The organism is Novosphingobium sp. KA1, assembly GCF_017309955.1.
Classification (GTDB): domain Bacteria; phylum Pseudomonadota; class Alphaproteobacteria; order Sphingomonadales; family Sphingomonadaceae; genus Novosphingobium.
Genome location: NZ_CP021249.1, coordinates 197,097 through 221,561, shown reverse-complemented (window position 1 = coordinate 221,561; position 24,465 = coordinate 197,097). Strand labels below are relative to the sequence as shown.

Annotated in this window: 20 protein-coding genes and 1 pseudogene; 10 read left to right on the top strand and 11 right to left on the bottom strand. The window is 62.1% G+C overall.

Features of this window, described 5'->3' with window-relative positions; translation table 11 throughout:
- Window positions 1-124 precede the first annotated feature (124 nt).
- On the top strand, window positions 125-592 hold the full coding sequence (locus tag CA833_RS26655) for a MarR family winged helix-turn-helix transcriptional regulator (RefSeq protein WP_011608126.1): 468 nt from the start codon (window positions 125-127) through the stop codon (window positions 590-592).
- A 10-nt stretch (window positions 593-602) separates the two neighbouring features.
- On the opposite strand, the gene CA833_RS26650 is transcribed toward CA833_RS26655, so the two are convergent.
- Window positions 603-1,364, bottom strand: coding sequence for an IclR family transcriptional regulator (locus tag CA833_RS26650; RefSeq protein WP_011608125.1), 762 nt, complete (start codon window positions 1,362-1,364; stop codon window positions 603-605).
- A gap of 254 nt (window positions 1,365-1,618) precedes the next feature.
- Between CA833_RS26650 and CA833_RS26645 the strand changes: the two genes are divergently transcribed.
- Entirely contained in the window at window positions 1,619-2,854 is a 1,236-nt protein-coding gene (locus CA833_RS26645) for an MFS transporter (protein WP_011608124.1), read from the top strand.
- A gap of 105 nt (window positions 2,855-2,959) precedes the next feature.
- Here the strand turns inward: CA833_RS26645 and CA833_RS26640 are convergent, their stop codons facing one another.
- Entirely contained in the window at window positions 2,960-3,952 is a 993-nt protein-coding gene (locus CA833_RS26640) for a 4,5-dihydroxyphthalate decarboxylase (RefSeq protein ID WP_011608123.1), read from the bottom strand.
- The gene (locus CA833_RS26635; RefSeq protein ID WP_255535896.1) at window positions 3,949-5,139 is read right to left on the bottom strand and encodes a Gfo/Idh/MocA family protein; all 1,191 of its coding nucleotides are present in this window, start codon (window positions 5,137-5,139) and stop codon (window positions 3,949-3,951) included. The genes CA833_RS26640 and CA833_RS26635 overlap by 4 nt, the downstream gene beginning before the upstream one ends.
- Window positions 5,140-5,360: 221 nt before the next feature.
- Between CA833_RS26635 and nadC the strand changes: the two genes are divergently transcribed.
- The 4 genes from nadC (at window position 5,361) to CA833_RS27360 (ending at window position 8,585) form a co-directional block, all read left to right on the top strand.
- The gene (nadC, locus tag CA833_RS26630; protein ID WP_011608121.1) at window positions 5,361-6,218 is read left to right on the top strand and encodes a carboxylating nicotinate-nucleotide diphosphorylase; all 858 of its coding nucleotides are present in this window, start codon (window positions 5,361-5,363) and stop codon (window positions 6,216-6,218) included.
- A 55-nt stretch (window positions 6,219-6,273) separates the two neighbouring features.
- Entirely contained in the window at window positions 6,274-7,602 is a 1,329-nt protein-coding gene (locus CA833_RS26625) for a Rieske 2Fe-2S domain-containing protein (RefSeq protein WP_011608120.1), read from the top strand.
- A gap of 216 nt (window positions 7,603-7,818) precedes the next feature.
- Window positions 7,819-8,220 (top strand): MarR family winged helix-turn-helix transcriptional regulator, encoded by a 402-nt coding sequence (locus CA833_RS26620; protein ID WP_230461519.1) that lies wholly within the window; start codon window positions 7,819-7,821, stop codon window positions 8,218-8,220.
- Between the two features lie 98 nt (window positions 8,221-8,318).
- On the top strand, window positions 8,319-8,585 hold the full coding sequence (locus CA833_RS27360; RefSeq protein WP_011608118.1) for a flavin reductase: 267 nt from the start codon (window positions 8,319-8,321) through the stop codon (window positions 8,583-8,585).
- Here CA833_RS27360 and CA833_RS26610 read toward each other — a convergent pair.
- The 5 genes and pseudogenes from CA833_RS26610 to CA833_RS26585 form a co-directional block, all read right to left on the bottom strand.
- Window positions 8,557-9,338, bottom strand: a pseudogene (locus CA833_RS26610) (IS630 family transposase); the annotation flags it as partial. The gene CA833_RS27360 and the pseudogene CA833_RS26610 overlap by 29 nt on opposite strands.
- A gap of 105 nt (window positions 9,339-9,443) precedes the next feature.
- Window positions 9,444-10,730 (bottom strand): hypothetical protein, encoded by a 1,287-nt coding sequence (locus CA833_RS26600; RefSeq protein WP_062345282.1) that lies wholly within the window; start codon window positions 10,728-10,730, stop codon window positions 9,444-9,446.
- Window positions 10,731-11,885: 1,155 nt separating this feature from the next.
- Entirely contained in the window at window positions 11,886-13,265 is a 1,380-nt protein-coding gene (locus tag CA833_RS26595; protein ID WP_011608114.1) for a TniQ family protein, read from the bottom strand.
- Between the two features lie 8 nt (window positions 13,266-13,273).
- Entirely contained in the window at window positions 13,274-14,116 is an 843-nt protein-coding gene (locus CA833_RS26590; RefSeq protein ID WP_011608113.1) for a TniB family NTP-binding protein, read from the bottom strand.
- Entirely contained in the window at window positions 14,113-15,678 is a 1,566-nt protein-coding gene (locus CA833_RS26585) for a Mu transposase C-terminal domain-containing protein (RefSeq protein ID WP_242526632.1), read from the bottom strand. The genes CA833_RS26590 and CA833_RS26585 overlap by 4 nt, the downstream gene beginning before the upstream one ends.
- Window positions 15,679-16,136: 458 nt before the next feature.
- Between CA833_RS26585 and CA833_RS26580 the strand changes: the two genes are divergently transcribed.
- Window positions 16,137-16,598, top strand: a complete 462-nt coding sequence (locus CA833_RS26580; RefSeq protein WP_242526631.1) for a helix-turn-helix domain-containing protein — start codon at window positions 16,137-16,139, stop codon at window positions 16,596-16,598.
- 13 nt (window positions 16,599-16,611) lie between these two features.
- Here the strand turns inward: CA833_RS26580 and CA833_RS26575 are convergent, their stop codons facing one another.
- The 3 genes from CA833_RS26575 to CA833_RS26565 all read right to left on the bottom strand — a co-directional run bounded on the left by CA833_RS26575 (window position 16,612) and on the right by CA833_RS26565 (window position 19,109).
- On the bottom strand, window positions 16,612-16,800 hold the full coding sequence (locus CA833_RS26575) for a WGR domain-containing protein (protein WP_011608110.1): 189 nt from the start codon (window positions 16,798-16,800) through the stop codon (window positions 16,612-16,614).
- A 4-nt stretch (window positions 16,801-16,804) separates the two neighbouring features.
- The gene (locus CA833_RS26570) at window positions 16,805-17,785 is read right to left on the bottom strand and encodes a ParB/RepB/Spo0J family partition protein (RefSeq protein WP_011608109.1); all 981 of its coding nucleotides are present in this window, start codon (window positions 17,783-17,785) and stop codon (window positions 16,805-16,807) included.
- Between the two features lie 118 nt (window positions 17,786-17,903).
- The gene (locus tag CA833_RS26565; protein WP_147161232.1) at window positions 17,904-19,109 is read right to left on the bottom strand and encodes an AAA family ATPase; all 1,206 of its coding nucleotides are present in this window, start codon (window positions 19,107-19,109) and stop codon (window positions 17,904-17,906) included.
- Window positions 19,110-19,663: 554 nt separating this feature from the next.
- On the opposite strand from CA833_RS26565, the gene CA833_RS26560 reads away from it, so the two are divergent.
- The 3 genes from CA833_RS26560 to CA833_RS26550 all read left to right on the top strand — a co-directional run bounded on the left by CA833_RS26560 (window position 19,664) and on the right by CA833_RS26550 (window position 24,414).
- On the top strand, window positions 19,664-20,968 hold the full coding sequence (locus tag CA833_RS26560; RefSeq protein WP_011608107.1) for a replication protein RepA: 1,305 nt from the start codon (window positions 19,664-19,666) through the stop codon (window positions 20,966-20,968).
- A gap of 394 nt (window positions 20,969-21,362) precedes the next feature.
- On the top strand, window positions 21,363-21,887 hold the full coding sequence (locus tag CA833_RS27130) for a toprim domain-containing protein (RefSeq protein ID WP_242526630.1): 525 nt from the start codon (window positions 21,363-21,365) through the stop codon (window positions 21,885-21,887).
- A 58-nt stretch (window positions 21,888-21,945) separates the two neighbouring features.
- Window positions 21,946-24,414, top strand: a complete 2,469-nt coding sequence (locus tag CA833_RS26550) for a strawberry notch-like NTP hydrolase domain-containing protein (protein ID WP_011608105.1) — start codon at window positions 21,946-21,948, stop codon at window positions 24,412-24,414.
- The last annotated feature ends 51 nt before the right edge of the window (window positions 24,415-24,465 follow it).

Here is a 24,465-nt window from a genome sequence, read left to right as displayed (position 1 = left end):
CTCCGGTTCCGATGCGCTGAGTCCTCCGCCCTGTTGGCCAAATTGGCTGTTGGACATCGGGAGCAACTCAGTATACTGATCCTCAGTGTACTGACAATACCATTTGTGTTATCCGAGGGGTCCCATGGGCACGACCGACCGCGATTACCAAAACAAACCGGGCCATCTTGCCCGCCGCTTCCAGCAGATCGCCGTTGCAGTGTTCCAATCCGAGATGGATGCGATCGGATGCGACATAACGCCCGTTCAATACGCCGCGCTTGCCGCGATAAATACCTGTCCAGGTCTCGACCAGGCAAGCCTGGCAAAGGAGATCGCCCTTGATCGCACTACGATCACAGGCGTCGTCGACAGATTGCAAAGCAAAGGCCTCATTGAGCGGAGCATCAGCAAGAACGACAGGCGCGCGCGCGCCTTGGCTGTTACTGCGGAAGGACGATCGACTCTTGAGCTGGTCCGCCCGGGCGTGGAAGCAGCCCAACGGCTCATGACCCGAGGGCTGAGCGCACAAGAGGCGAACGAGCTCCTGCGCCTCCTGCGCAAAGCGGTTGACGGAGCCAATGACCTCAGCCGTGCGCCGCAACGGATCTGAGATCGACCCTTCAGTTGTCTGACATCAGGCCAAGCGAAGCGGTCACTGCCAAAGCTTCCTTGCGTACCAGAGCCACGAGCTTCTCGATGCTGCCCTCCGGCGTGGTCTCTTCCGCCACGACCAGTGACAGGCACGCGAACACGTCGCCATTGGGCGACAGGATCGGCGCGGCAATACCGATCACTCCCTTGTCGACCTCACCGTGGGTGACGCTGTAGCCGGCGCGCCGTATCAGCCGCAGATTCCGGCGGAACGACTTGAGGTCCGATCCGAGGCCAGCCTCCTCAATATCAATCCGATCGTCATGAAAGCAGCGAACAATCAGTCGTGGAGACAAGTGGGCCAGGATAATCTTGGACACCGAACCGCGGTAAAGCGGCATCGGCCGCCCCCGTTCATAGCTGATCGTTAGCGGATGGTAGCCTTTGCGTCGTTGATCGACACACATGACACGGCGGTCGAAAATTCTTGCAAGAATGACCACACTCCTGTCCGGCCCACGATTGATCAGATTGTCCATCGCATCCTGGGCTGCCAGCACAAGCGGGTCGGTCCCCCGTGCGACCCTGTCCAGATGAATGACCGCTGGACCAATCACATAACGACCGGCGGAGAAATCCGTGATCAGACCAGCTTCGTTCAAGCTGCGAAAATACCGATAGGCCGTGCTCGTCGGGATTCCAGTGCGGCTAGCCGCTGCTTCGACGGTCCATTGCGGCTCCTCTATCGAGAACAGTCCCGCTAACCCCAATGCCTTATCAACTGTACCCACACCTGCTCCTCACGATGGACAGCCCATTCTATCGAGCCGGCTGGCGATCGCAACATGAGGTCAGCCCCCTGATACGGCACCAAACGACTTCAACCCTAACCGCATGCCTGCGGGAGCAAAATTCATTCCCGCTTCTTGCCATGTGATAATTGGAATTGCAAACTGCTCGCAATCTGGCCACCGTGCCGAATACGGAATTGCAGGGCTAGGACAATCCTGCCCATATTGAAATATGCGATACCAAGGGATTAGAAATGGCCACTGAAATGACCTACATTTCAAGAGAAAAGGATTCCCGCGCAGGTTGGGTTGTTGTGTTTTCTGCGTTTATTGGAATGATGCTTAGCGTAGGCGTCCTAGTCATTTATACGTATGGCGTATTGGCTACGGCAATGGCGTCCGATTTGGGATGGGATGTCGTCGATAGAAACATGATATTTGTTTCGTATAGTCTTGGGTCTGCTCTGTTCGGCCCATTGTGGGGGGTCGCAGCCGATCGCATCGGGGCTCGGCGAATTATCATTTTTTCGACTGTCATGCTGAGCATCTGCTTCGTCGCGATTGCAGCGGTTCCGCGTGACCCGGTGGTTGCGGGCCTGGCATTTCTTGCGGTCGGCATTCTGGCCGGCGGGACCTTGCCGCCCGCCTTCGCCAGCATCGTGGTGGGCTGGTTTGACCGGTTCCGCGGCCTCGCCCTTGGCGCGACCATGCTGGGCGTCGGGGTCGGCGCGGCCGTTTTCCCCATCCTGGCAGCACAGATAACCGAACATTTCGGCTGGCGGATTACCGCACTGTCCTTTGCCGGCATGGTCTTTGCCGTCGCCCTGCCAATTGCGATAGTCTTCCTGCGACCGTTTTCAGAGCCCATGGCCGCCCCAGCGAATGGCCGGGCCGCGGGATCGAGGTTCGATTGGTCCGCCTTTCGTACCCCCCGGACTTGGCTCATGCTGGCCTTTGCGTTCTTCACCGGCGCCGTGCTGGTTTCCTGCGTCGCCAACTTCGTACCCCTTCTGATGGCCCGCAACCTGAGCCTGACCGACGCCGCCACCTATCAGTCCCTCCTTGGCGCGGCCATCCTGGTCGGCCGCTTGGCCGGCGGCGCGGCATTCGACCGGATTTTCGCGCCCAGGGTTATGGCCACCATTCTCCTGATAACCGCCGGCGGGCTCTTGACGCTCCAGTTCGGCAGTTCTTCGTTCGCGTTTGCCGTGGCCGCGCTCGGCATCGGCCTGAGCATCGGGGCCGAGGTCGATTTCCTCGGGTTCATGATCAGCAAGTACTTCGACCGGTCGGTGTTTACGACGATGTTCTCGCTGATGTTTGCATCCTATTCGCTCGGAGCCACCGGAGGGCCAATCGTCTTTGCCGCACTAGCGAGCAGGACCGGCAACTACGATCTGGCCCTAACCATGTGCTGGTCGTCGATCGCGGTGCTGATGATCGCCATCCTCTTTCTGCCTCGCTACAACTCCGCGCAACGGGCAGTGTGAGCCTACCGCGCCGGCAGGACGGATCGGCAAGGGCGCGCGCGCACCCCACATTCGCGGGGACAGGAGCCCTGCCCCCGCGAAGCGCGCAACACCCCACGGCAGTCGTCAGATTCGGAATTCGGAGAACGTTTCCGGTGCGAACATGTCCTCGACCGTCAACTGCCGGGGCGAAAGACCCTGCTCATGGTGGTAGCGCGTGAACGTCTCTATGACGTGCCGATTGCGATCGATGCCGTAGGGCCACCATTCCTTGCCCATGGTTGCGATCGTGTCCTCGACCGCAGCGATCTGCCAGGGCAGCATTGTCTTGAGTGACGCCGAGACCATCAGTTGTTCGTAGACAAGCTTCTGAGCCTCGACAAACGCCTTGTACAGGGCCTGGGCGACCCAACGGTTCTTCTCGTAGACATCGCGACGAATCGCGACGACATGCATGATCGGGAATATGCCCGTCTTCGCGAAATAGGCCTTCTCGACCGCGACGAAGTCCGGAAACAGGCGCCGGACCTTATCGGGTTCGGAATAGAAGGTCGAAGGCGCGCGGGGCGCATAGACCGCGTCAAGCTCGCCATCGGCGATCATTCGCGAAATGGTCTGCTCGGGTCCGATCGGAATGACCTTGAACTTCTCGGGGAGATTGATCTTGAGCTTTTCTTCCCGGCCCGGCTCCTCTTCCCCGCCGAAGAAATAGGTCACCGAGGACGGATCGACGCCGTATTCATCCTGCAGGATACCGCGGATCCACACCGGCGCGGTGAGCTGGTACTCCGGAACGCCGATCCGCTTGCCGACAAGATCCGCGGGCTTTTCGATCCCGCTCTTCGCCGAGACGAAGATGCCCGCATGCCGGAAGAAGCGCGAAGGAAAGACCGGGATGGCGATGAAACCCGGATCCTCGCGCCCCAGCGTGACGCAATAGGACGACATCGACATTTCGGCCACGTCAAACTCGCGGTTGCGGATCATGCGGAAGAACGTCTCCTCCACATCGAGAACCTGAAAGTTCAGATCGATCCCGTCGGGCCGGACCTGGCCGGTCTGGAGTGCTTCGGTCCGGTCATATCCCCAGCAGGCGAAAGATAGATTGAGACGGCTCATTGAATGGTGTTTCCTTTTGATTCCTGAATGATGGTCTGGGGCTTGACGTCGGTCGCGATGCGGCTGGATTCCAGCAGTGCGGCGCAGCAGGCCATGGTTTCGAGACCCCACCAGCCGTCGTGGACCGGCGGCCTCGCGCCGAGAATCGAGGCGGCGAAGTCGTCGATCACATTTGCGCGGGGAAGCGTCGGCGGGGCGACCGGAATGGTCTCGCGCCGTTCATCGCCAAAGACCTCGATCGAGGCCGGCAGCAGCTTGAGGTCGGCCCGCTCACAGCTCACGAGGACGAATCCAAAATGTTCGTGGTGAGGCGCGCCGGCAGGATCGCCCGCAGAGGCCGATCCGAACGTCCGGGCCAGCTTGGCATCGATTTCGTCCTGCTGCGAAAGCTGCTTCAGTGCTTTCCGGGCTTCCCCATAGCGCGCAGGATCCTTCGGCCGGCCCAGCTCCGAAATCCAGCCGAGCAACTCGTCGCTGTCATAGTGGGCATAGCCGCTGTAAGTGAGCGTGGCCGCGGCGCCGGATGCAAACGTCATCAGCGCCGAGTATGCCCCTTCGCTCGGCCGCGATGCATCCCAGTTGGCCGCGACCGCGCGAACCGATTCCACCGGCTGGTGCACGAGCCGCCGGACCACGTCGATCTGGTGCGCCGCCTGGCTGTAGACCACGCCGCCGCCCCGCCGGCTGTCCAGTTCCTCGGGCCGTCGCGGACGATACATGAAATCGGTGTAGTTGAAGGCGTTGACCAAGCGCACATTGCCAAAGCGCCCCGTCGCCACGAGTTCCGCCGCTACGCGGACCGGCTCGTCGAAGGCGTGGCTCGGTCCGACCATGAGCACCTTGCCCGCCTTCTCTGCCGCCCTCGCCATCGCCGCGCAATCACCAACCGAAGTCGCCATCGGCTTCTCGACCAGCACGTGTTTTCCCGCCTCGAGCGCGGCAATGGCCTGAGCGGCGTGCAGCTCGTGCGGTGTGGCGATGTAGACCGCATCCACGCCCGAATCCGCCAGCAACGCCTCATATGTGCGGTGCACCGTCGCACCAAACTGCGACTCGAACCGGACGAGGGCCTCATCGCGCAGGTCGTGGGCCGCGCTCAGCTGCACCGCAGGATGGGCACGAAGGGCAGGCAAGGTCAACATGAAACCTCGTCCGAGACCCACGATTCCGAGGCGTATGTGTTTCAACGCTAACCTTTCGCACAATTGGGGAACTGAATTGGGCGGCCCCGCTTGAATTCCCGATAGTTCTATATAGAAGCATATGCAAGCTACTCAGAGTGCGGACATGCACCGCCGGCAAGCCAAATTTGACCGTCGGCGGCGAAGCCAATCTCCATGCATGCAATGAAACAAGGGAAACACGATGCGCAGAGTATTCGAAACGAAGCAACCGGAGGATCGGGCCAATGTCCAAGCCTGAAACGGTTGCCGGACTTGGTCGCCAGGAACTCGCGAGCTTCGTGACTGCCGTGCTTGCCGAGGATCTGGGCACCGGCGGCGACGTTACCACCAATCTGACGATTGGAGATGGCCTTCGCCTCAGCGCAGTCATCGCTACCCGACAGGATATCGTGGTGGCGGGCCTGGAGCTGGGAGTCGCATTTTTCCGCCAGCTGGATCCTGGCATCAAGATCGAACTTCTGAAGAGCGACGGCGAACGCGCCGCACGGGGAGACGTGTTGATGCGCCTGGAGGGCAATGGTCGCGCCATGCTTTCGGCCGAACGATCGGCGCTCAACAGCCTGCAGCACCTGTCAGGCATAGCCACGCTCACCCGCGAATATGCGGACAAGATCGCCGGAACCGGATGCACCTTGCTCGACACCCGCAAGACGATTCCCGGCCTCAGGGTCATCGAGAAATATGCAGCCCGCATGGGCGGTGCCACCAATCACCGCATGCGGCTCGATGATGGAGTCCTGATCAAGGACAATCATATCGCGCTGTGCGGTGGTGTCGAACGGGCAGTTGGCCTCGCCAAGGCATCTGAACTCGAAATCCAGGTCGAGGTCGACCTGCTGGAGCAGATCGAACTCGCGCTGGCGGCGGGGGCGGAGCGGCTGCTGTGCGACAACATGTCTGCCGCGATGCTGCGCGAAGCCGTGAAGATCGTCGGCGGCAGGGTTCCGATCGAAGCTTCCGGCGGCGTCAGGCTCGACACCATCCGGGAGATCGCGGAGACCGGCGTGGACTTCGTCTCGGTCGGGCGGATCACGCAGAGCGCCCCCGCTGCCGACATCGGGCTGGACTACAGCCCGGCCTGATCAATCCCGGAGAGGACCGACCCACCCCATAGAAAAGTCGCTAGGGAGAAACACAATGACACCTGAACAGAATGACCTGCTTTGCCGCGTTGAAGGCAATGCCCCGATGGGCCGCCTGATGCGCCAGCATTGGCTTCCGGCCTGCATGATCGAGGAAGTCGCCGAACCCGACGGCACTCCACTGCGCGTTCGCTTGCTCGGCGAAAACATGGTGGTGTTCCGGGACAGCGAAGGCAGGATCGGCGCACTCGACGAACTTTGCCCGCATCGCCGCGCCTCGCTGGCCTTTGGCCGCAACGAAGAATGCGGATTGCGCTGTCTCTACCATGGCTGGAAGTTCGACGTGAACGGCAACGCCCTCGACATGTCCTCCGAGCCCGCCGACGCCAAGCTGCGCGAGACGATGAAGACCAAGGCCTATCCGGTTCGTGAAGCGGGGGGATTTGTCTGGGTCTGGATGGGTGATACCGACAATGTGCTGCCTTTCGATCCGCCCAACTGGACTGCCGCTCCGGCAGACAAGATCAGCATCGTGAAGATGCATGGAGCCTGCAACTGGGCTCAGATACTTGAAGGATCGATCGATTCTGCGCACAGTTCGAGCCTGCATTCCACCAACATGCCCACGGCAACCGAAGTGAGCGGATCGACCGCGACCGACAGCGCCTGGCTGCGCCCATCGGCCGACAAGGCGCCACGTATCGAGGTTCAGAAGACCCCGTTCGGCTTCCGTTATGTTGCAATCCGCAAGCCGATCGTCGAACCCGACAAGCAGGACTATGTGCGGATGACGCTGTTTGTCGCCCCTTACACGGTCCACATTCCGTCGAACGACCAATACCACCTTAGCCAGATGCTGGTGCCGGTCGATGACGAGAACACCATGTTCTACTGGATTGCCTGGCACCCCGAGAAAGGGATTTCGCAGGATGCCTGGCGGAAGTTCTGCGGTGCCGAACTCGGCCAGGATGTCGAGCCGGTCACGTTCAAGAAGATCCGTAACGCCGAAAACAACTATCTGCAGGATCGCGCCGCGATGAAGGCCGGGGACTTCACCGGCATCTACGGCATTCCGGCACAGGACATGGCCATGTGGGAATCGATGGGTCCGATCGCGGACCGCAGCGAGGATCGCCTAGGATCGAGCGACAAGGCTATCTTCACGTTCCGGACGCTGATGTATCGTGCGGCCCAAGCCGTGGAACGCGGCGAGCCCGCGATCGGGACAGGGGAGTCGCGCATTCCCCATGCCAAGCTGATGTCCTTTGAGGGCATGGTGCCCAAGGGCGACGACTGGCGCCTTCTCAATGTCTCCGATGAGGAACGCCGACTTTCGAGCGCGGCGGAGGACAAGGGAGATCTTGTCGAAGATCTGGCCGGCTGAGGCGCGGCAAAGTGGTCACGCCCCACTTCGCTTGCGCGTAGAAAATTGATAGTGCGGCCGTGTTCGACATTTTTTTCGTACACGGTCACGCACCCGGCGCGGCCGTCATCTTGAGATCTGGGAGAATCCGCGTTGCCGAACCCGAGACCGCAAACGCTCCAGCCCGAAGAGAGTCTTGGCTACCAGGTCCGGCGCTGTCACCGCAGGTTTGACAGGTTGCTCAATTCGGTCTTGGCGCGCGAGGGGCTGAAGGCAGGGTATTGGTATTATCTGCGAGCCTTGTGGTTAGAGGACGGTCTGACTCAAAAACAACTCAGCGATCGGACAAATGTCGCTGAAAACACAACCGTTGTAATGATCAACGGCATGGTTGCGGATGGTCTGGTCGAGCGCAGGCAACAGCTTGGCGACCGGCGCAAACAGAACATCGTGCTGACAGAGCCCGGTCGCGAGCTGGAAACCAGGCTGATGCATCATGCCACCAGCATCAATGGCTTGGCGTCAGCCGATATTCCGGCAGATGAAGTGGCAATCTGCCTATCGGTACTCGCAAGAGTTTCGAGAAACCTGGCTGCCGAACTCCGATTGCGGACCGAAGCAGTCGCTTGCGACGATTGATGAGATGAGCAGTCTGATGCGGTGGACAGCCAAATAGTCGGTGGAAGGCTCAGTATTCTTTGGTCGTTCGGAGTCAAGCCAGACCTTACCATGTAGGAATGACAACGAGCGCGAACCAAGCCGAATTTCGTCTGGCAATGCGGCGGCTAGCCGCAACTGTGACCGTCCTGACGCTGGAGCTTGAAGGTCAACCATTCGGAATGGTTGCAACCGCGGTTTGCTCGCTGGCGCTTGAACCGCCAAGCATTCTGGCGTGCATCAACAAGTCCGCTTTCCTGCATGATGAGTTTGCCGGATGCACAAGGTTCGGGCTGAACATATTAGAGCGGTTTCCACTCATTCCGGTTCATACCCGCACGAGCTGAAGTAGTTTGCGCATTCGGCGGGTTGGAAGATGTCGACGAGCCTGCCGATCAGCCCCCACAGCCCGCTGACGGTTCGTTCGCCCGCCTTGCGCAGCATGGCTTTCAGGCGAGAGAATGCTTTTTCTATAGGATTGAAGTCGGGGCTGTAGGGCGGGAGGAAGCGCAGGGTTGCTCCCGCCGCTTCGATCCGTTCTTTCACGGCGGCCCGCTTGTGGCTTGAAAGGTTGTCCATGATGACGACGTCGCCGGGCCGCAAATCTGGCACCAAAACCTGCGCCACATAGGCTTCGAACCAGTCGCCGTTGATCGGACCATCGAGCACCATCGGCGCGACCATGCCGGTCATTCGCAGGCCGGCCACCAGCGTGGTGGTCTTGCGATGACCATGCGGGTAGCCCATCCGCAGCCGCTCACCCTTGGCGCAACGGCCGTGGCTGCGGGTCATGTTGGTGGCGGTCCAGGTCTCGTCGATGAAAACGAGGCGTTCGGGTTCGAGGTCGATCTGTCCGTCGAACCAGCGCTGGCGTTGCCTCAGGACGTCGGGACGATCTTGCTCGATCGCGTGCCCGGTCTTTTTTTGCGCGTGATCCCGTGACGGACGAAAAAGCGATGCACGGTGCCGATCCCAACCAAGGTGCCGCGCTCGATCAGCCGCGCCTGAACCTCGACCAGGGTCATGTCGCCCTGCTCGGCGATCAGTTCCCGAATGAAGTCACCGTGCGCTTCGATCCTGCCCGAATGACGGTCGCCACCTGTGAGCGGACGGAATTGACTGCAACGAGCCGATTTTGAAGCGCCCCAAGGACCGACAAAATTACCTGCAGTGGCCACGGCTACATTTCCGTTCGGCTTCACTTGTCACCTTCTCACCTTCCCCAGCATAGCCGCTGCGGCATTCGAGGCAGGGGCGAGCTTGCGTCCATAGCGCAGCGCGGTCGATGTCGATGTCCAGCGCAGCGCCTGGGCAACAGGGCCTGCATCGGCCCCGCTGGCAAATAGATCCTGTGTCAGCCCGACCCTCAACGAATGCGTACTGAGCGCAGCTATAGCGCGATCGAGCTTCTTGCCCATCAGCGTCACCAGACCCGCATCGGCTGCGGCGCGGGCGCGGCGCTTGATAATATGCCGCACAGCAGTGGGCGTGAGCGCTGCCGACCCGATCGCATAGGTGACTCCGGGATCGCGTGCTTGCACGGCGGCCATTCGCTCCCGGTCCACCTTCGCATTAGGCGCAAGATCGGCCATGGTCAGCGCCCGGCGCGCGAGAACTACTTTGCGTCGCCGCACGGCGATCCGGCAAAACAGCGGGCCTGCGCTAATTGCGCTCACATCGCGCCATAACGCAATCCGCCGCATGGTGTCTGGCGAGACCCAGACATAGCTCCCCTCCCCCAGCTGGTCGGTTTTGGATCGCTCGATATGAAGCAGGCCCGAGCCATCGTCCTGAAGCTGGACACTTTCGCAAGTAGCCGCGACCAGCTCGGACACCCTGAGCCCGGCATCATAGCCAAGCGACAGCAACGCCGCATCGCGCAAGCCCGGCGGATCGCCGCCACAGGCATCGAGCAGCGCGGTGAGAGTCAAGCCTTTGGCTGGCTCGCGGCCGATCTCGGCGCCGAACCGCAAGGGGCCCGCCTGGCGCTGCGCCACGCCCTGTCGCTTGCGCATGCCGCGCAAGGCATCGCGCACCAGCGGTGCCGCAGTCGCCGATGGCAGATCGAGGATACGGTGCACCGCGCCCAGCGAGGCAACTTTGCGCGAAATCGTTGCAGGACTTTGCCGCCTGGCCTCGAGATGGCCGATGTACCCGGTCAAGCGCTCGGGCGAAGCCGGGAGTCCTGGCCGAGGATGATCGAGGCAAAACCCGCTGTAGCATTCAAGATCGGCAGCCAAAGCGCGCAGTGTCGCGCTGCTGCGTGCGGCGAGCGCGGTGGTGAAGTTAAGCTCGGCGACCTGGGTCCCCTCCCCCAGCAAGGATCCGAGGACCGCGACAAGGCGTTCTTTGTGCGTCGGCTTCGTTGACCGGCGGCGTTGCGGCAGAATGCCTTCGCCCGAGGCGAGCACCGTGACAATTTCGGCGCTCGCCGCTGGAACAATAGCGGTGGGGAGTGTTTTGACTTTCCTTGGCGACGCTGCGCGGCTCATTTCCCGGGAATAGCCGCGCAAATTGGCAATGTCACTACCGATAAGATACCATTATCATTAGTGCGTAAAAAGACCATGCCAAGGATGGTGCAGTTAAGTCCTGTTTGCTAGACTTCCTGAAATGGCGAATTTCGAAGCCCATTTTACCGGATTCCATCCGCTCCAGTCGGACGAAGACGCCTCGCCCGAAGCGCTCATGCTGGCCCGTTCGCGCGCCGCGCTTTCATGGGGCCGACTGCAGGGGCTGGTAGCACATCTCGAGCCCGGCGTCGCCCATCTGCTCGCCGCCAGCGTCATTCATGCACAGCTGTGTGAAGCCCTGCTCCAGGCGGGTCATGCCGGTGCCGCCGCGCAGTTCGATCTCTGGTTTTGCTGCCTAGCCGCAGCGCCAACAGAAGGCCCGCACGTGTTCGCGAGGCCGTGGGGAATCGCCGATGCGATCCTCGCCGAACTGTCGCTGGCCCGCTGGGAGCCGGTCGCGCGGGTCGCGCAGCAACTGCGGGCGGCAGCCGGCTCAGATCACGGGATCGTCGGCCCCGCTGACGCGCTCTCGCCGCGCGAGGCGATCGCGCTCGCCGGCCAGCTGGCGAGCGTTGCGGAACAGCACGGCGAAAGCACCTGGCCGCTTGCGGCCATCGACGACCTCCATACGCAGGCTGCGGCATCGGCCCACTTCGCCCCCGCCGAACCCGAGCACCGGCTGCTCGAGTTTCCGGGCGGGCCGATGGCCTTCGCGCAGCCGCGCGCCAGACCGCCGCTCTGGGCAATCGATCTTGCGGCAGGCCAGGCCCTATCCGCCGCCACCCCCGGGATGGTCCCCCTCCCCTGCCCCGGCGCGCTGCGCGCCGAGGCACTGGCGCCCTGGCTCTGGCCGCGCGAGCGCGACATTCTGGTGGCCGACGCGCTCACGGCCTGCGCCGACCGGCTCGCCAAGCTGGTCGAACAGGCCTGGACGCGCCATTCCCACATGACCCGCGCGCTCGCCGCCCTGCGCTCGAATTCGCGCGCGCCCCTGCTCTACACCCTGCTCGCCGGGTTCGGGCCCTTGCGTCCGGGCCAGATCGAACGCGCGCTGCACCTGTCCAAGAACGGCGTGCGCGAACTGGTCAAATCGCTGAAATCCGCTAGTCTTGCCGATATCGAGCGGCATCGTGGTCAGATTCTGATCCGTGCGAGCTTGGCTGACGGCAAGGCGAGCGAGTCCGGTCCTGGACCGGGCCCGTCTCCCGTGCTCTCGGCCGAAAGCCTCGCCGAATTTGATGCAGCGATGGCCGCCATCGACCGGCTGCTCGCGCGCTCGAATGCGTCGCCATCGAACGAGTGACCCGGCAGGTCGAGAACAGTGCGAAACGCGGGATGGGCGAAGCGCCGGCTCAACCGCTCGTGCAACAGTCTCGGATTTCCCAGGCAATCCTCCCAAGGATCGGGGCGCCCGGTCGCCGGGGGAACGGCATCATCCGCCATTCCGCACTGTTTCAGGAAAAACAGCGCATCCTGGAACCCGCGTAAGCAGGTCAGCGGGGATTTCGCAGCACCGACAATCTCGGCCGCATAGCGGCGGCGCACCTCGCTCGCCAGCACCGCGCGCCGTCGGCGTAGCATTTGCGCCGCATGCACCGCAGGGTAGTTCCGCCAGGCCTGCTCAAGCTTCTGTCCGGCTACTTCCAGCACGTGGCGCTTGCGGCCAAGCTGACGCAGGCCCACCCCTGTGATCGCAGCCGCGAGATCCGCTAGCCCGGGCACGGAGCCGCTGGAGCCACGCCTCGCCGGACTATACACCGGCTGCGCATCGAAGCGGAATAGTCGCTCCACCCGTTCGGCTTGTTCCACATTGCTGCTGTGCAGCGCCGCCAGCAAGAGGTGGCGCGACGGCGCAAAATGAAACCGGTTGCCGACCAACGCCGCCATGTATCGCCTTGAAAACGCGTAGGAGTTGGGCTCACTGCCGCGCAGGTGGGCACGGGAAATGACGCGATTCCAGGCGAGGCGCGTGGCGACCAGGGTAAACCGCGCCATCTGCTCGCCTGTCCGGTCCACCGTCTCCTCCAGCAGCCGCTTCGCCGCCATCGTGCGCCCCAGCACCACGATGCTGCGAAGGTCGGTCAGCAGCAGATCGTGGTGCTCGCAGCGCAGGGCAACCCGCAGGATCCAGTTGCGTTCGATCCGCCACGGCGCGCCGCTTTCCAGCCAGTCGAGCCAACATTGCGGGCACCCGATCGAGCGCAGCGCCGGCGGCAGCAGGTCACCGCGTGTGCAGCCCACCAAAGTCCTCGAAATCGCCTTCTCGGGCAGGGCCGTCGCCCAGGCCAACCGCTCGACCATGACCCGGTGCCGCTGCGCGGTGCCATAGGCTGACGAGGCCAGATCGCAGGCGGCCAGCACTGTCTCGATGCCGAGATGCGCGAACAGCGCCTTGCGCGTCGTTTCGTGCCGCGCGGCGAGGCGCTGCAGCCAGGATTCGAAGCATTCCCCGGCCATCGGCCTGACCCGGTAGGCCAGCGGCTCTATCTCGCTCCTTCCCGCTCCAGCGCTCATCCCGGCACTCAATCCGGGCTATAGGGGGTAAAGAGCTGCAAGGCCTGGCTGATATCGTCATGCGTCACCAGCGCCCGATCGTGCCGTTTCGCAACCTTGGCCGACCAGTGCAGGATCCGCTTGAAATTGCCGGTTACCCCGCCGCTTTCGCGCCAAATCCGCTCGGCAAATGCGGGCGCGGCGAGATGCTCGGGCACCGCCATCCCCATTCCGCGCGCCAGTGCCCTGATCAGCCGCTGCGAGGGCTCGCCCGGCTCCCACAGGGGCAATTTGAGCATGATCGAACGATAGGCCAGCTCGACATCGTCGGCGAATATCTGACGGGCGACATCCAGCCCGGCCACGACCAGCGGCACATTGCCTGCGCTCATCAGGAAGCGCAAGGCATCGAGCGTGTCGCGCCGCGCGACCCCGCTCGCGGTCAGGATCACATGGACATTGTCGATCGCGACCAGCCTCGTCCCCTGCGCGGCCAACAGATCGACAACCTTGAAATCGGCGGTTTTGTGCGTGTTGGCCCGGATCGGCCAGCCCTGCTGCCAGAGCAGGGCCAGGTTGATCTTGAGCGAGGTCGGGCTCGAGGGAATGACCGTGCGCAGGACCGGTTGGTAGCGGGCTTCGCCCCAATCGGCAGGTTCGGGGAAAGCCTCGGTCAGACGCCGCTGCGCTTCGCGCAGGATCGAGGTCTTGCCCATGCCGGACTGGCCTGTGAGCACGATGCAGGTCGGTCGCTCTTCCGGATCGTCATGCGCGACCTCGACGATGGTTTCGACGGCGTTGCGCGCTTCCTTGAAATCGATCCAGAATGAGGCTGCCTGGACCGGTAATCGCGTCAGCGCCGCGGTGCTCACGATTGCACCTTCAACCAGGAATCCTCGCCAAGTTCCGCGACCGGTCTCCACTGAACGGGCGGCTTTTCAGGCCTTTCGGGTGACCGCAGATCCGCGAGCGTCGTCCCCTCCCCTTCCCGCCGTTTCGCCCGGCGCCGGGCCTCCTTGGTGCGCAGGCGAGCCTGATGGATTTCCTGGTTGGCGGCAGCAATCGCGCGGGCCGTCGCCGTCCGCCCGCCATCGGCCTGGTAAGCCCGGCCCATGGCCCTCACCCTGGCTCTGGCAGCTTCCCAGTCCGCCTCCCAGACATCGGGATATTGACCGATAACCGCCAGTTGCACGAAACTGCCATCGAGCTCGGCATAGACATGCTGGATCGTCCGCTCGTCCCAGCTGACCTCGATCTTCTGGCCGATTCGCTGGCCAAGCGCCGGGTGCCAGTAATGGCGGTGTTTGATCTGGATCCCCCGGGAATGGACCGTCAGCGATTTCGACGGCAGAAATTGGCGGAAAAGCTCATCAGTATTGCACGAAACCGGAAGCAAGGGGCCATGTCGCGCCGCCTCGCGTTCCCACACCTGCACCGGGCACAGGCCGCCAAGCGCGGAATGCGGCGCGTGATGATAAACCGCGATCTGGCACAGCAGCCAGCGCTCGAATTCTGCCAGGGTCATCGCCGCGTCGGCTTCGGCATCGTAGCCATCGCGTGCCGACACGTTCGATCCCGTCGCACCCGGTAAAAGCCGCAGTTTTCCGACCATTGTTCCGATCAGCCGCTCGATATGGCCGCCCAGATGGGCCGGGCCGGGTTTGCGGACATCCGGGTCGATGCCATTGCGCACGCAGGCCCGCCGGAACGACTCCGAGCGATGCGGCTTGGCCTGATCGGCATGCAGGCGCCGGAACAGGCCGAACATCGGGTAGCTGACATCGACGCCCAGATGCGCGAGAACAGGCTGCTTGGGCAGCAGCGCGCTCGCAACGGCCCTGCCACACCGGAAAATCGAGGGATCGCCGAAGCTGACATAGTAGCCGAGAATCGAACGGGTCCAGATTTCAATCAGGAACGTGATCCACAGCCGTCCGAGCTCTTCCCGCCTCAGGCTATCGACCAGGATGACGTCACCCCTGGTATGGTCCATCTGGACAAGATCGAGGAAACCATCGCTGTGGTATTCCCCAGGATGCGCTTCCTGCGCGCTGCGGGTCTTGGAGCCCATGCTGGCCTTGGCCCACACACTGCTCGCAATCTCGGCCAGCAGCCGCTCGATGGTCTTCTCGCTCGGGATCAGATCGGCGGAAAACCGATGTTCTCCGTTGTCGGCATGGAGCAGTCCCCAAATCTGCCGCGCCGCTTCCGCACGCGAGGGAGGCACCATCTTGAGCGCGATCTCATCGATCAGTGCGTCAATAGCACCTCTGACTTCGGGATCTATCCGGTGTGAGCCAACAACCGGCCCTCGCGGCTTCGGCGCAAGCGATTCGGCCACGGGATGGTCCCGGTAGCGCGCGGCCAGCGTCCGAATCTGCCGTTCCTTGAGACCGGTAGCCTCGGAAATTGCTGCGACCTGAGCGCTCGTCACCGGCCCAGACTGTGAAATGTGTTCCCGGAAATGCGGGAAAAGGGCCAATCCCGCCTCCAGAGATTTGAGGCTGCGTCTGGGCGCAGGAGAAGGCTTTCGCTCAATCATAGGATTGGCTCCACGACAACTTCCCCTGCGCGCGGGAATGTAGCTCAATCTGGCTGCTACCGCGATGGTGGAATCGGGCTCGGACAGAGTGTCCTGCAGAAACTATGATCTATGTATCTGATTTATCGCCGTTTAGACGAACTGCGGTCTATTATGTCGGCTGACACAAGGACGCGCGCGAGAGCTTCTCATCGACATTTGCGGCCGCCGACCGGGCGCTGGACCGGCTCGATGCCCTACTCCCGGCGCGCGAGCCCCTGGCAGCCCTGACCGAATGGCTCCACCAGCTGCGTGAGCACGAAGTCGACTTCCTCGAGGGCGGCAGCGAAGAAGTGCTGATCGAGGGCCGCGTGTTCCAGCGGTTCGCGCAGCGCGGGAGTGCCTGGGCCGCCTCGCTCGCGGCCGCGATGCGCCCGCAGCTGTTCGCGCTGGGCGCGGCGCCGCTGGCGCTTGCCGGGCTCGCCCCGCGCAACCTCTTCCGCGCCGAGCCCGAACGCCCCCTCCCCGCCCTGCTGGCGGGTTCAATCGGCGCTGCAGCGAGCGACGTCGCCACGGACCTAGCCGCCGTCACGGCCATGGTTGCGCGCGGGGAAGAATGCCTCGCGGGCCTCTACGCCTCGTCGCAGGCGCCGGCGATGTGGCAGCTGATTGGCGGGCTGGGTCCCCTCACCCGCGCCGAACTGGCGCGAGCGCTCGGCGTGACCCGCCGCACCGCCTCACAAGCCGCCCAGGCGCTCGAGAAGGCTGATCTGGCCGCCTTGCGCCCCGGAGACCATGCGCTGGCCCCCAAACGCCCCAGAATGGCCTCCTGAGGGCTTCCCGCGGCTAGAACGAGACTTCGCGGTGCGCCACCCCGATCCGCTTGGGCGCGGACGCCCGGCGGCGCAGCAACTGGAGCGCAAAGCGCGACGCCTCGTCCTCGCTCGCAAACGAGACCGCCCTCCCCTGGCAGTGCGAACCGATCCGCCCCAGGCGATTTGTGACGCGACTAACGGACCCGATGACGCCCCCCAAAAGGTCAGGACGTCAGGATAGCCTCGATGGCCTTCAAGACTTCAGTTGCCGAAGCGCCGCTACGCGCAGGCACCTTGAAGGTATATCCGCTTCTTGCAGAATGGGCATAGCGCAAGATCACTTTGCCAGCGGCACCCTTCACTTCGACCTCGCCGCCAGCAGGCTTTGCAGGAACGACAGTTGCCCGAATAAGGCGCTTTGCGACTTCCGGAGCGGGCAAAGCCGTTCCCAGATCGTCGCGCTCAGCAACAATTGCCCTGCTTTCTGCGACCATCAAGTCCAGAGTGCGCTTCTCTGAAGTGAGTGGCTTAATGTCTCTTGCGATGCGGACGGTGATGCCATGCGTGTCGGGAAAGGCATTCACTATCTCGGCTGGCAACCGCGCCACATCGAGCAGGCGGCTGAGCCATGAGCGCGAAATCTTCAGATGCTCTGCCATTTCACTCTGGTTGGAATCGTAGAACTCCTCCAGCGCCCGTGAATACTCCTTCGCCCGCTCCCAGTCTGAGATATCTTTGCGCGACCGGTTCTCGATGTCCGAAACCCTGAACGCTTCCTCGTCGGAAACGTTTTGGATCGTGACGAGGTATTCATATTCCGGATGATGATGCTCACGGAGCCATTGAACGGTCCACCATCGCCTTACGCCCGCGATAATTTCGAAATCGTAGTCTGGGTCATCCTTGAGTCGGCGCACGATCGCAGGAATGCGCTGCTTCTTAGCGGAGAGGAATGCATCAATGAGATCGCGGCAACTCTCTTCGTTCAAGTGGTCCAGATCGCGGTTGTGCAGACGCCAGGGACGACAACGAGCCGGGTTGACCCACTCGGTGCGATCCGTGACGACTTTACCGGCAGCAATTCTTGCAAGGCTCTGGCTACGGCTCGCCATAATGCTTTCCGATGGCGCGGGGCTGCCGACGTCGATTTCGTCGTCGAGCCCCTCTGTCAAACTGCTGCCGAAGCCTCGGTTACCCTTTGCCATCGCCTACTCCAAACCTTTCAAATCACTTTTGTCGGCTGCTTGTTGCCACGTGGCAACAAGCCCTATCCGTGCCTCGATTTCACCCTGCTTCTTGGTACGTTGCCACGTGGCAACGGCCCTAGACCGCCTCCCCTGCCCTGCTCGCCCAGGACCGAATGACATCCGCCTCGATTTCTCTGCAAACGTCGCTCAAATACTTCATGCACCGGTTGTGAACCTCGTGGGACGTCACCGGTCGATCAAGTTCAAAGACTGTCTTCATGCGCGAGCTGGCATTGTCGATTTCTGCGCTGGTCTTGAGGACAGAAGTCGCCATCGAACCCCCGAAGACCTGCCGCATCATCGAGAGAATTTCGCGGTGCATGGACTTGCTTTCATCCACCCTGCTGCCAACGAGGCGGATAAAGTTGTAGGCAGGCTTCACCCGCTTCGCGAGCTGCTCGAGCTGCTTCATCGTTGTACGCGCCATGTCGATAAACGACACGGTCGATGCGAAGTCGATGACGCTCGGCGGCACAGGAATTACCATCGCATTAGCCGCCTGCAGCACTGCCATCGAAACCATGCCAAGTGCCGGAGGCGGATCCATGATGACGATGTCGTAGTCATCGACGACCGTATCGATGGCTTCGGCAATCAGGTCGATGATGTCGAAGTTCTGATTTTGTGCCAAGTAGCCCGCGATCTCGTATTCTAGATTATAGAGCTTGAGATTGGCGGGGATCAGGTCGAGCCCGAAAAAGTGCGTCTTCCGGATGATCGAGCGAACGCCCAACAGTTCAGGATTATGGAAGTGTCCGTAGAGGGTATCATCCTCGGTCAAATCGACATCCGGCCGATAGCCAAACATCATTGTCGAACTGGCCTGGCTGTCGCAGTCGATAAACAAAACCCTGTAGCCGTGAATCGCAAAGTGCTGTGCGAGATGCAGGGCCACGGTCGACTTACCGACGCCCCCTTTGAAGTTCGAGACGGAGATGACCGCCGGGGTGTCCGTCGGAGCGCGCCACGGGCGAGTGCCAAATACGGCACGCATATGATCCAATTCTTCCAATGAGTACTGGACCCGGTGGCCAGAAGCGGTTCGGTCGCGCTGGGGGAGGCGACCATCACGCTCCGCTTCGCGAATTGCAGACGCTGTTCGCCCCACAAGGGAGGCTGCTTTCGAAATGGAATACGATGGGCCAACCTTTTGCCCGGTCTCCGGATCGAGCGCACCGTCACGAATGCGCTTCAGGATGGTGAGGGCCTTGCGGTGCAGATTGCCAAGGCCGTCTTCCAAGAGTTCATCGGGTTGTGCGTCGAGCGCTGCGTCGGTAGCCATGATCACCGCTTTGTGAGATTGAGGGCGCCAATTAGCACTCTTGGCAGTTTCGAGCAAACTTCGGCCACCAACCTTACAGATTGACCGATGATCTCCGTGCCCTTTTGCGAATCAGGAGTCGGCCATATGCAGCACGTAGTGGTTCAGACCGATGATGTCGGGTCCAGGGAAGGGGGCCAGCAGGCGACATTCCAACAGTCAGTTGGGCGCCCAGACGGCCGAATTGATCGGGCTGTGGACAATCACCGATGATCTCGGTGCAAGCCGATGAATTCAGTGCGTTTCCCAGATGATCTCGGTTCCCTTTGGACCGATGATCTCGGAGCCCATACCTACTAAAGGAATCTCCTAGAAAAACCGATTCGCGAATCGCTTTTTTCAAAATTGAGATTGGATTTGGTTTCACCCCGCCAAACCGCTCCGAGATCATCGGCCAACTTGGAGGTTTTAGGCCCGGAAACCCGTCAAAACTGCCAATGGCCTTGCTTTCGAAGCTCAAACCTGTTGTTTAGCGACCAACCCGAGGCTCCAATGAGTCGGGAAGGGACGGTTCAATGAGCGGAGACACACTGCGTCCAATCGGACATCAATACGCCCTAGCAATGCTAGGCGGCGGTGAAGAGCGAGTCCGCTCTCTAGCGCAGTCTGCGGGCACTCAGCTTACGATGGATGCCTTCCTTCGCGTCCAGGACGAAGAACCCGTTCCGGCATTTCTGCATTCCGCATTGTGCGCCATGTCGCTTCCGACCAAGCGTCCGAAAGACGATACTCTACCGATTCTTCGCGAAGACGGAAAATATGCATTAGCCATCAATCCACGGCCGGTTCTCCAGACGGTGGACGGTAAGCCCGTGCTACGAAGCGTTGGTGTGCCCTATGGAGCTTATCCCCGCGTCGCGCTGATCTATCTGCTTTCTCAGGCCGTCACTAAGCGATCGCGAGACGTTTATTTGGGGCGTAATTTCACGGAATGGATGCGCCGACTTGGCTACCAGACCGTCTCTTATGGCCCACGGGGAACGGCCAATCTGATGCGCGAGCAAGTCGACCGACTGCTTGCGTGTGAATGGCAAATTCGTTGGGAAGGCAACGACGCCGGCGACAACGCATTCGCCGTGCGAGACGTAAAGATTTCAAACGAATACGCCGGATCGCTGGAAAAGAATGGCGCGTTTGCTCGCGAAATCCGGATGTCTGAGGCGTTCTATAGTCACCTTATCGACCACGCCGTTCCGTTGAACGAGATTGCAATCCGTGAGCTCAAGGGCACGCCCACAGCGCTCGATCTCTATACGTACCTCGCGTATAGGCTCCCGCGCATCAGCAGCGATCGAGGCCAGGTAATCTCGTGGGACCAGTTGGCCAAGCACTTGGGGAACGACGCAGACAGCAAACGCTTCCGCCAGACTGTACGCGAAACAATGCAATTGGTCTCCGCTGTCTACCCAAACGCTGACGTCGATTTCAGCGGCAGGAAAGTAGTGCTGCGGCCTTCGCCGGCACCTTTAGAGCGGAAGCTCGTTGGCCCGCACTTGCGGTTGCTGGGCGCTCCGGCCACGGAAACCGCACCGAGATCATCGGTCACCAAAGCTCCTCGGTCGACTGTCCGGGACATCAAGGTCTCCGAGCCCGTATTCCCTTTCCCAGCAGGCAGCCTGACCTATGGCGAAAGGGAAACTAAGTTCCGAGCAATCGGGCTTGAGAAGGGTAAGCCCTGGTGCGTCGACACCATGGCGAACGCATTCCGCAGCGGCTTTCCCGGTATCAAACAAGAGCGGACCGATGCGGAGTGGCTGAGAGTCTGGGAAGCATTTGTCATTCGTTATGCCGAGCGACGCGCAAATTCGGATGCTGGCTGACCGATGATTTCCGAGCACTTCGGTTAAGCTGAAGCGCAGGACGAGGGGGAGGGGAGTAGGGTCGAACTGGGCAGTCATGCCCATCGTCAACAACAATCCCAGTCCGGACCTACGCAGCCTTGTTCGGCGCCTCGGTGGCACGTGGTCCGGTAATACCGCAATGTGTCGGTGCCCTTGCCATGCCGACAGAACCCCATCTCTGTCCATCCGCCAAGGTGATCGAGCCATTCTCGTAACTTGCCACGCAGGTTGCGACAGCCGGGACGTAATCAGAGCTCTTCGACGCATAGCAGACCTGCCGACGGTCGATGCCTCTGGCATGACCCCCAGCTTTCAGCGCAACACGGGAATTCACCTCGCAATCTGGCAAGCCGGTCGACCAATCGAAGGGACTTTGGCGGAGCGATATGTGCGCGGGGTTCGCCAGATCTGGGCACCACTCGAAGACCTGCGCTTTCACCCCCGTTGTGCGCGAGGGCAGGGGAAGCTGGCCAGCTTCGAGCCGGCACTCCTCGTCGCGATGCGCAAGGAGGGCGCTATTGCCGCGATCCAGCGGATTTTCCTCGATCCGGCGACATCGACCTACACCGACAAGCTGGTCCTGGGACAGGCTATTGGCGCGGCATGGACCAATGGCCCGCCAGCCAAGACCATCGGCATCTGCGAGGGCTTCGAGACTGCGGCTGCCTATACGTCGCTCACGGGTATCCAGGCCTGGGCGACGATGGGTGCCAAACGCTTCCACCAGGTCGACATCCCGGCGTCAGTCGAAACCCTCATCCTGCTGGCCGACAACGACGCCGAGGGCAGGCGGGCCCGCGATCGCGCTGCCGAAACCTACCGCCGCCCCGGCCTCGCAATCGAGACCGAATGGCCGCCGGGCCGCATGAACGACTGGGCGCAGCTCCTGAAGCGGTGAGGGGAGGGGGGCTGGAGCGGGCGTGCCGCTGATCGGCACAAGCTCAGGAGATCTCCGCATGACCACAACAATTCCGCGCGCGAGCGCCATTCTCGGCGCTGCGCGCACACTTGCCGCCAAGCTACTCCTCGCTGTTCCGATCGACCGCGCCGCTCTAAGCGAAGCCATGACCGAGAGTGCAGGCGGCAATGACGCCGCAGGTGCCTGGCAGCAGCGCGACAGTTTCGAAGCGCTGGAAGTCGCGCTCTCCCTCGCCATTCCCGAGCTTGTCAGCCGCATGGACGTCGGCGCGGCGATCAGCACGCTGGAGGCGCTGGCGCGCGAACTGCCGACCCACACGGTACGCAGCGAGGACCAGATCCATTTCCAGCAGTTCTCGACGCCGCCGGTGCTGGCCAGGCTCGTTGTTCATCTGGCGGGGCTTTCCGGCGACGACGTGTTGCTGGAGCCGAGCGCGGGCACCGGTATCATCGCTTCGCTTGCCAAGGGCGCGGTCAAGGGCCTCATTCTCAACGAACTCGAACCATCCCGTGCCGACCTGCTCGAGGCCGTGTTTCCGGGCACGAAGGTCTATCGCCACGATGGCGCGAAACTCAGCGCGGTTCTCTCCGGGACTGAACGTCCAAGCGTCGCTGTTATGAACCCGCCGTTCTCGGTGTCGCAATCACGCGGTGAGGATCAAAACACCGCCGCCAGGCACCTGCGGGCCGCCCTCGACCATCTGCTGCCCGGTGGCCGGATCGTTGCGATCATGCCGGACTGGTTCTCACCCTCAGCAAGGTATGAGGAAACCTTCCGGTGCACCCTTGAAGGCGCGCGGGTCGTGCTGTCGCTCCGTCTGGACAAGGGAGGCTACGTCAAGCACGGCACCGGGATCGCCGTTCGCGTGCTGGTGATCGACAAGGTGCCAGGCGAGATCGGCGTATCGACCATCAATCGCGGTTCGGTCGGCGAACTCTTCGCCGCGCTGCCTACGGTGCCGCTTCGGGCGCCGTTGCGTGACCCGACGCAGGCGGTAGCGCCCCGACCAAAGCTCAGCCTGTTCCGCTCGGTGAAGACCGGTCCAGCCCGGCCCGTGGTCGTGCGCGCCCCCCAGACCAACGACGTCCGCCCGGTCGCCTATGACGTGCTGGCCGAACCCGCCGCGATGGGCGAGCAGCGCGGGGTCTATGCCGACTACCGGCCCTCGCGTGTCGTGATCGCGGAAGCTGGCGAACATCCGACCCACCTCGTCGAATCCGCCGCCATGGCCTCGATCGCGGCGCCCAAACCCGGCTACGTGCCCTCCCTGCCCGAACGCACAGTGACCGCGCGGTTGCTATCCGCCGCCCAGCTCGAAACCGTGATCTATGCGGGCGAAGCTTGGTCGCGCGATCTTCACGGCCGGTTCAGCCATCCCGCCGGCGAAGTGGCGCTCAAGGAGAATCCTGACGGCAAGCTCTACCGCACCGGGTTCTTCCTCGGCGACGGCACCGGGGCTGGGAAGGGGAGGCAGGCGGCGGCCTGCATTCTCGACCAGTGGCTGAAGGGCAATCGCCGACACATCTGGATCTCGAAGAATGCGCCGCTGCTCGAAGACGCGCAGCGAGACTGGACCGCGATCGGCGGCTTGCCGTCAGATATTCTCGACCTTGCCCGCTGGAAGATCGGTGAGGAGATCACCGCGCCCGAAGGCATCCTGTTTGTTCCCTATGGCACGCTGCGCAGCTCACGCGTCGAGGACACCAGGCTCGACCAGATCGTCCGCTGGGCCGGTGAGGAGTTCGAAGGCGTGATCGTCTTCGACGAGGCCCACGAAATGGGCGGCGTTGCGGGCGGGGAAGGGGGATTTGGTCAGAAGTCAGGGGGCCAGAAGCAGGGCTCGCTCCAGGGCATCGCCGGCGTGCTGCTCCAGAACACGCTGCCCCGCGCCCGGGTGCTCTATGCATCGGCCACCGGTGCTTCGGACGTCAACAACCTCGCCTATGCTGTCCGGCTTGGCCTGTGGGGGCCGGGCACGGCGTTTGCAAACCGCGAGCAGTTCATCAGCGAGATCCGCGACGGCGGCATTGCCGCGATGGAATTGGTGGCCCGCGACCTCAAGGCTTCAGGGCTCTACCTCGCCCGGGCGCTCAGCTTTGCTGGCATCGAATACGACATCCTGCGCCATGACCTGACGGTTGAGCAGATCACGGTCTACGACACCTATTGCGAGGCCTGGACGATCATTCACCAGAACCTCGAAGCCGCGCTTGAACTCACCGGCATCGTCGACGGGCTTGAGAACCGGACGCTCAACAGCGGCGCCAAGGCGGCGGCCCGCAGTCGGTTCGAGGGAACCAAGCAGCGCTTCTTTGCGCAAGTCCTGCTCTCGCTGAAACTGCCCTCGATCTACCCCGCGATCGACGAGCATTTGGGCGAAGGGGATAGCGTGGTCGTCCAACTGGTGAGCACGGCGGAATCCATCCTCAACCGGCGGCTCGATGAACTGGAGCCGGCTGAGCGTGAGGCCCTCGACATAGCCTATGACTGTAAGGAGTATGTATAATGTTGAGATCCAGATTAGACGTATTCTTTGCAGTCCGCGATTATGTCGAGT

Coding starts and splice junctions, on each gene's coding strand:
- CA833_RS26655 (WP_011608126.1), top strand. CDS start 125: ATGGGCACGACCGACCGCGATTACCAAAACAAACCGGGCCATCTTGCC.
- CA833_RS26645 (WP_011608124.1), top strand. CDS start 1,619: ATGGCCACTGAAATGACCTACATTTCAAGAGAAAAGGATTCCCGCGCA.
- CA833_RS26640 (WP_011608123.1), bottom strand. CDS start 3,952: ATGAGCCGTCTCAATCTATCTTTCGCCTGCTGGGGATATGACCGGACC.
- nadC (WP_011608121.1), top strand. CDS start 5,361: ATGTCCAAGCCTGAAACGGTTGCCGGACTTGGTCGCCAGGAACTCGCG.
- CA833_RS26625 (WP_011608120.1), top strand. CDS start 6,274: ATGACACCTGAACAGAATGACCTGCTTTGCCGCGTTGAAGGCAATGCC.
- CA833_RS27360 (WP_011608118.1), top strand. CDS start 8,319: ATGACAACGAGCGCGAACCAAGCCGAATTTCGTCTGGCAATGCGGCGG.
- CA833_RS26600 (WP_062345282.1), bottom strand. CDS start 10,730: ATGAGCCGCGCAGCGTCGCCAAGGAAAGTCAAAACACTCCCCACCGCT.
- CA833_RS26595 (WP_011608114.1), bottom strand. CDS start 13,265: ATGAGCGCTGGAGCGGGAAGGAGCGAGATAGAGCCGCTGGCCTACCGG.
- CA833_RS26570 (WP_011608109.1), bottom strand. CDS start 17,785: ATGGCAAAGGGTAACCGAGGCTTCGGCAGCAGTTTGACAGAGGGGCTC.
- CA833_RS26565 (WP_147161232.1), bottom strand. CDS start 19,109: ATGGCTACCGACGCAGCGCTCGACGCACAACCCGATGAACTCTTGGAA.
- CA833_RS26560 (WP_011608107.1), top strand. CDS start 19,664: ATGAGCGGAGACACACTGCGTCCAATCGGACATCAATACGCCCTAGCA.
- CA833_RS26550 (WP_011608105.1), top strand. CDS start 21,946: ATGACCACAACAATTCCGCGCGCGAGCGCCATTCTCGGCGCTGCGCGC.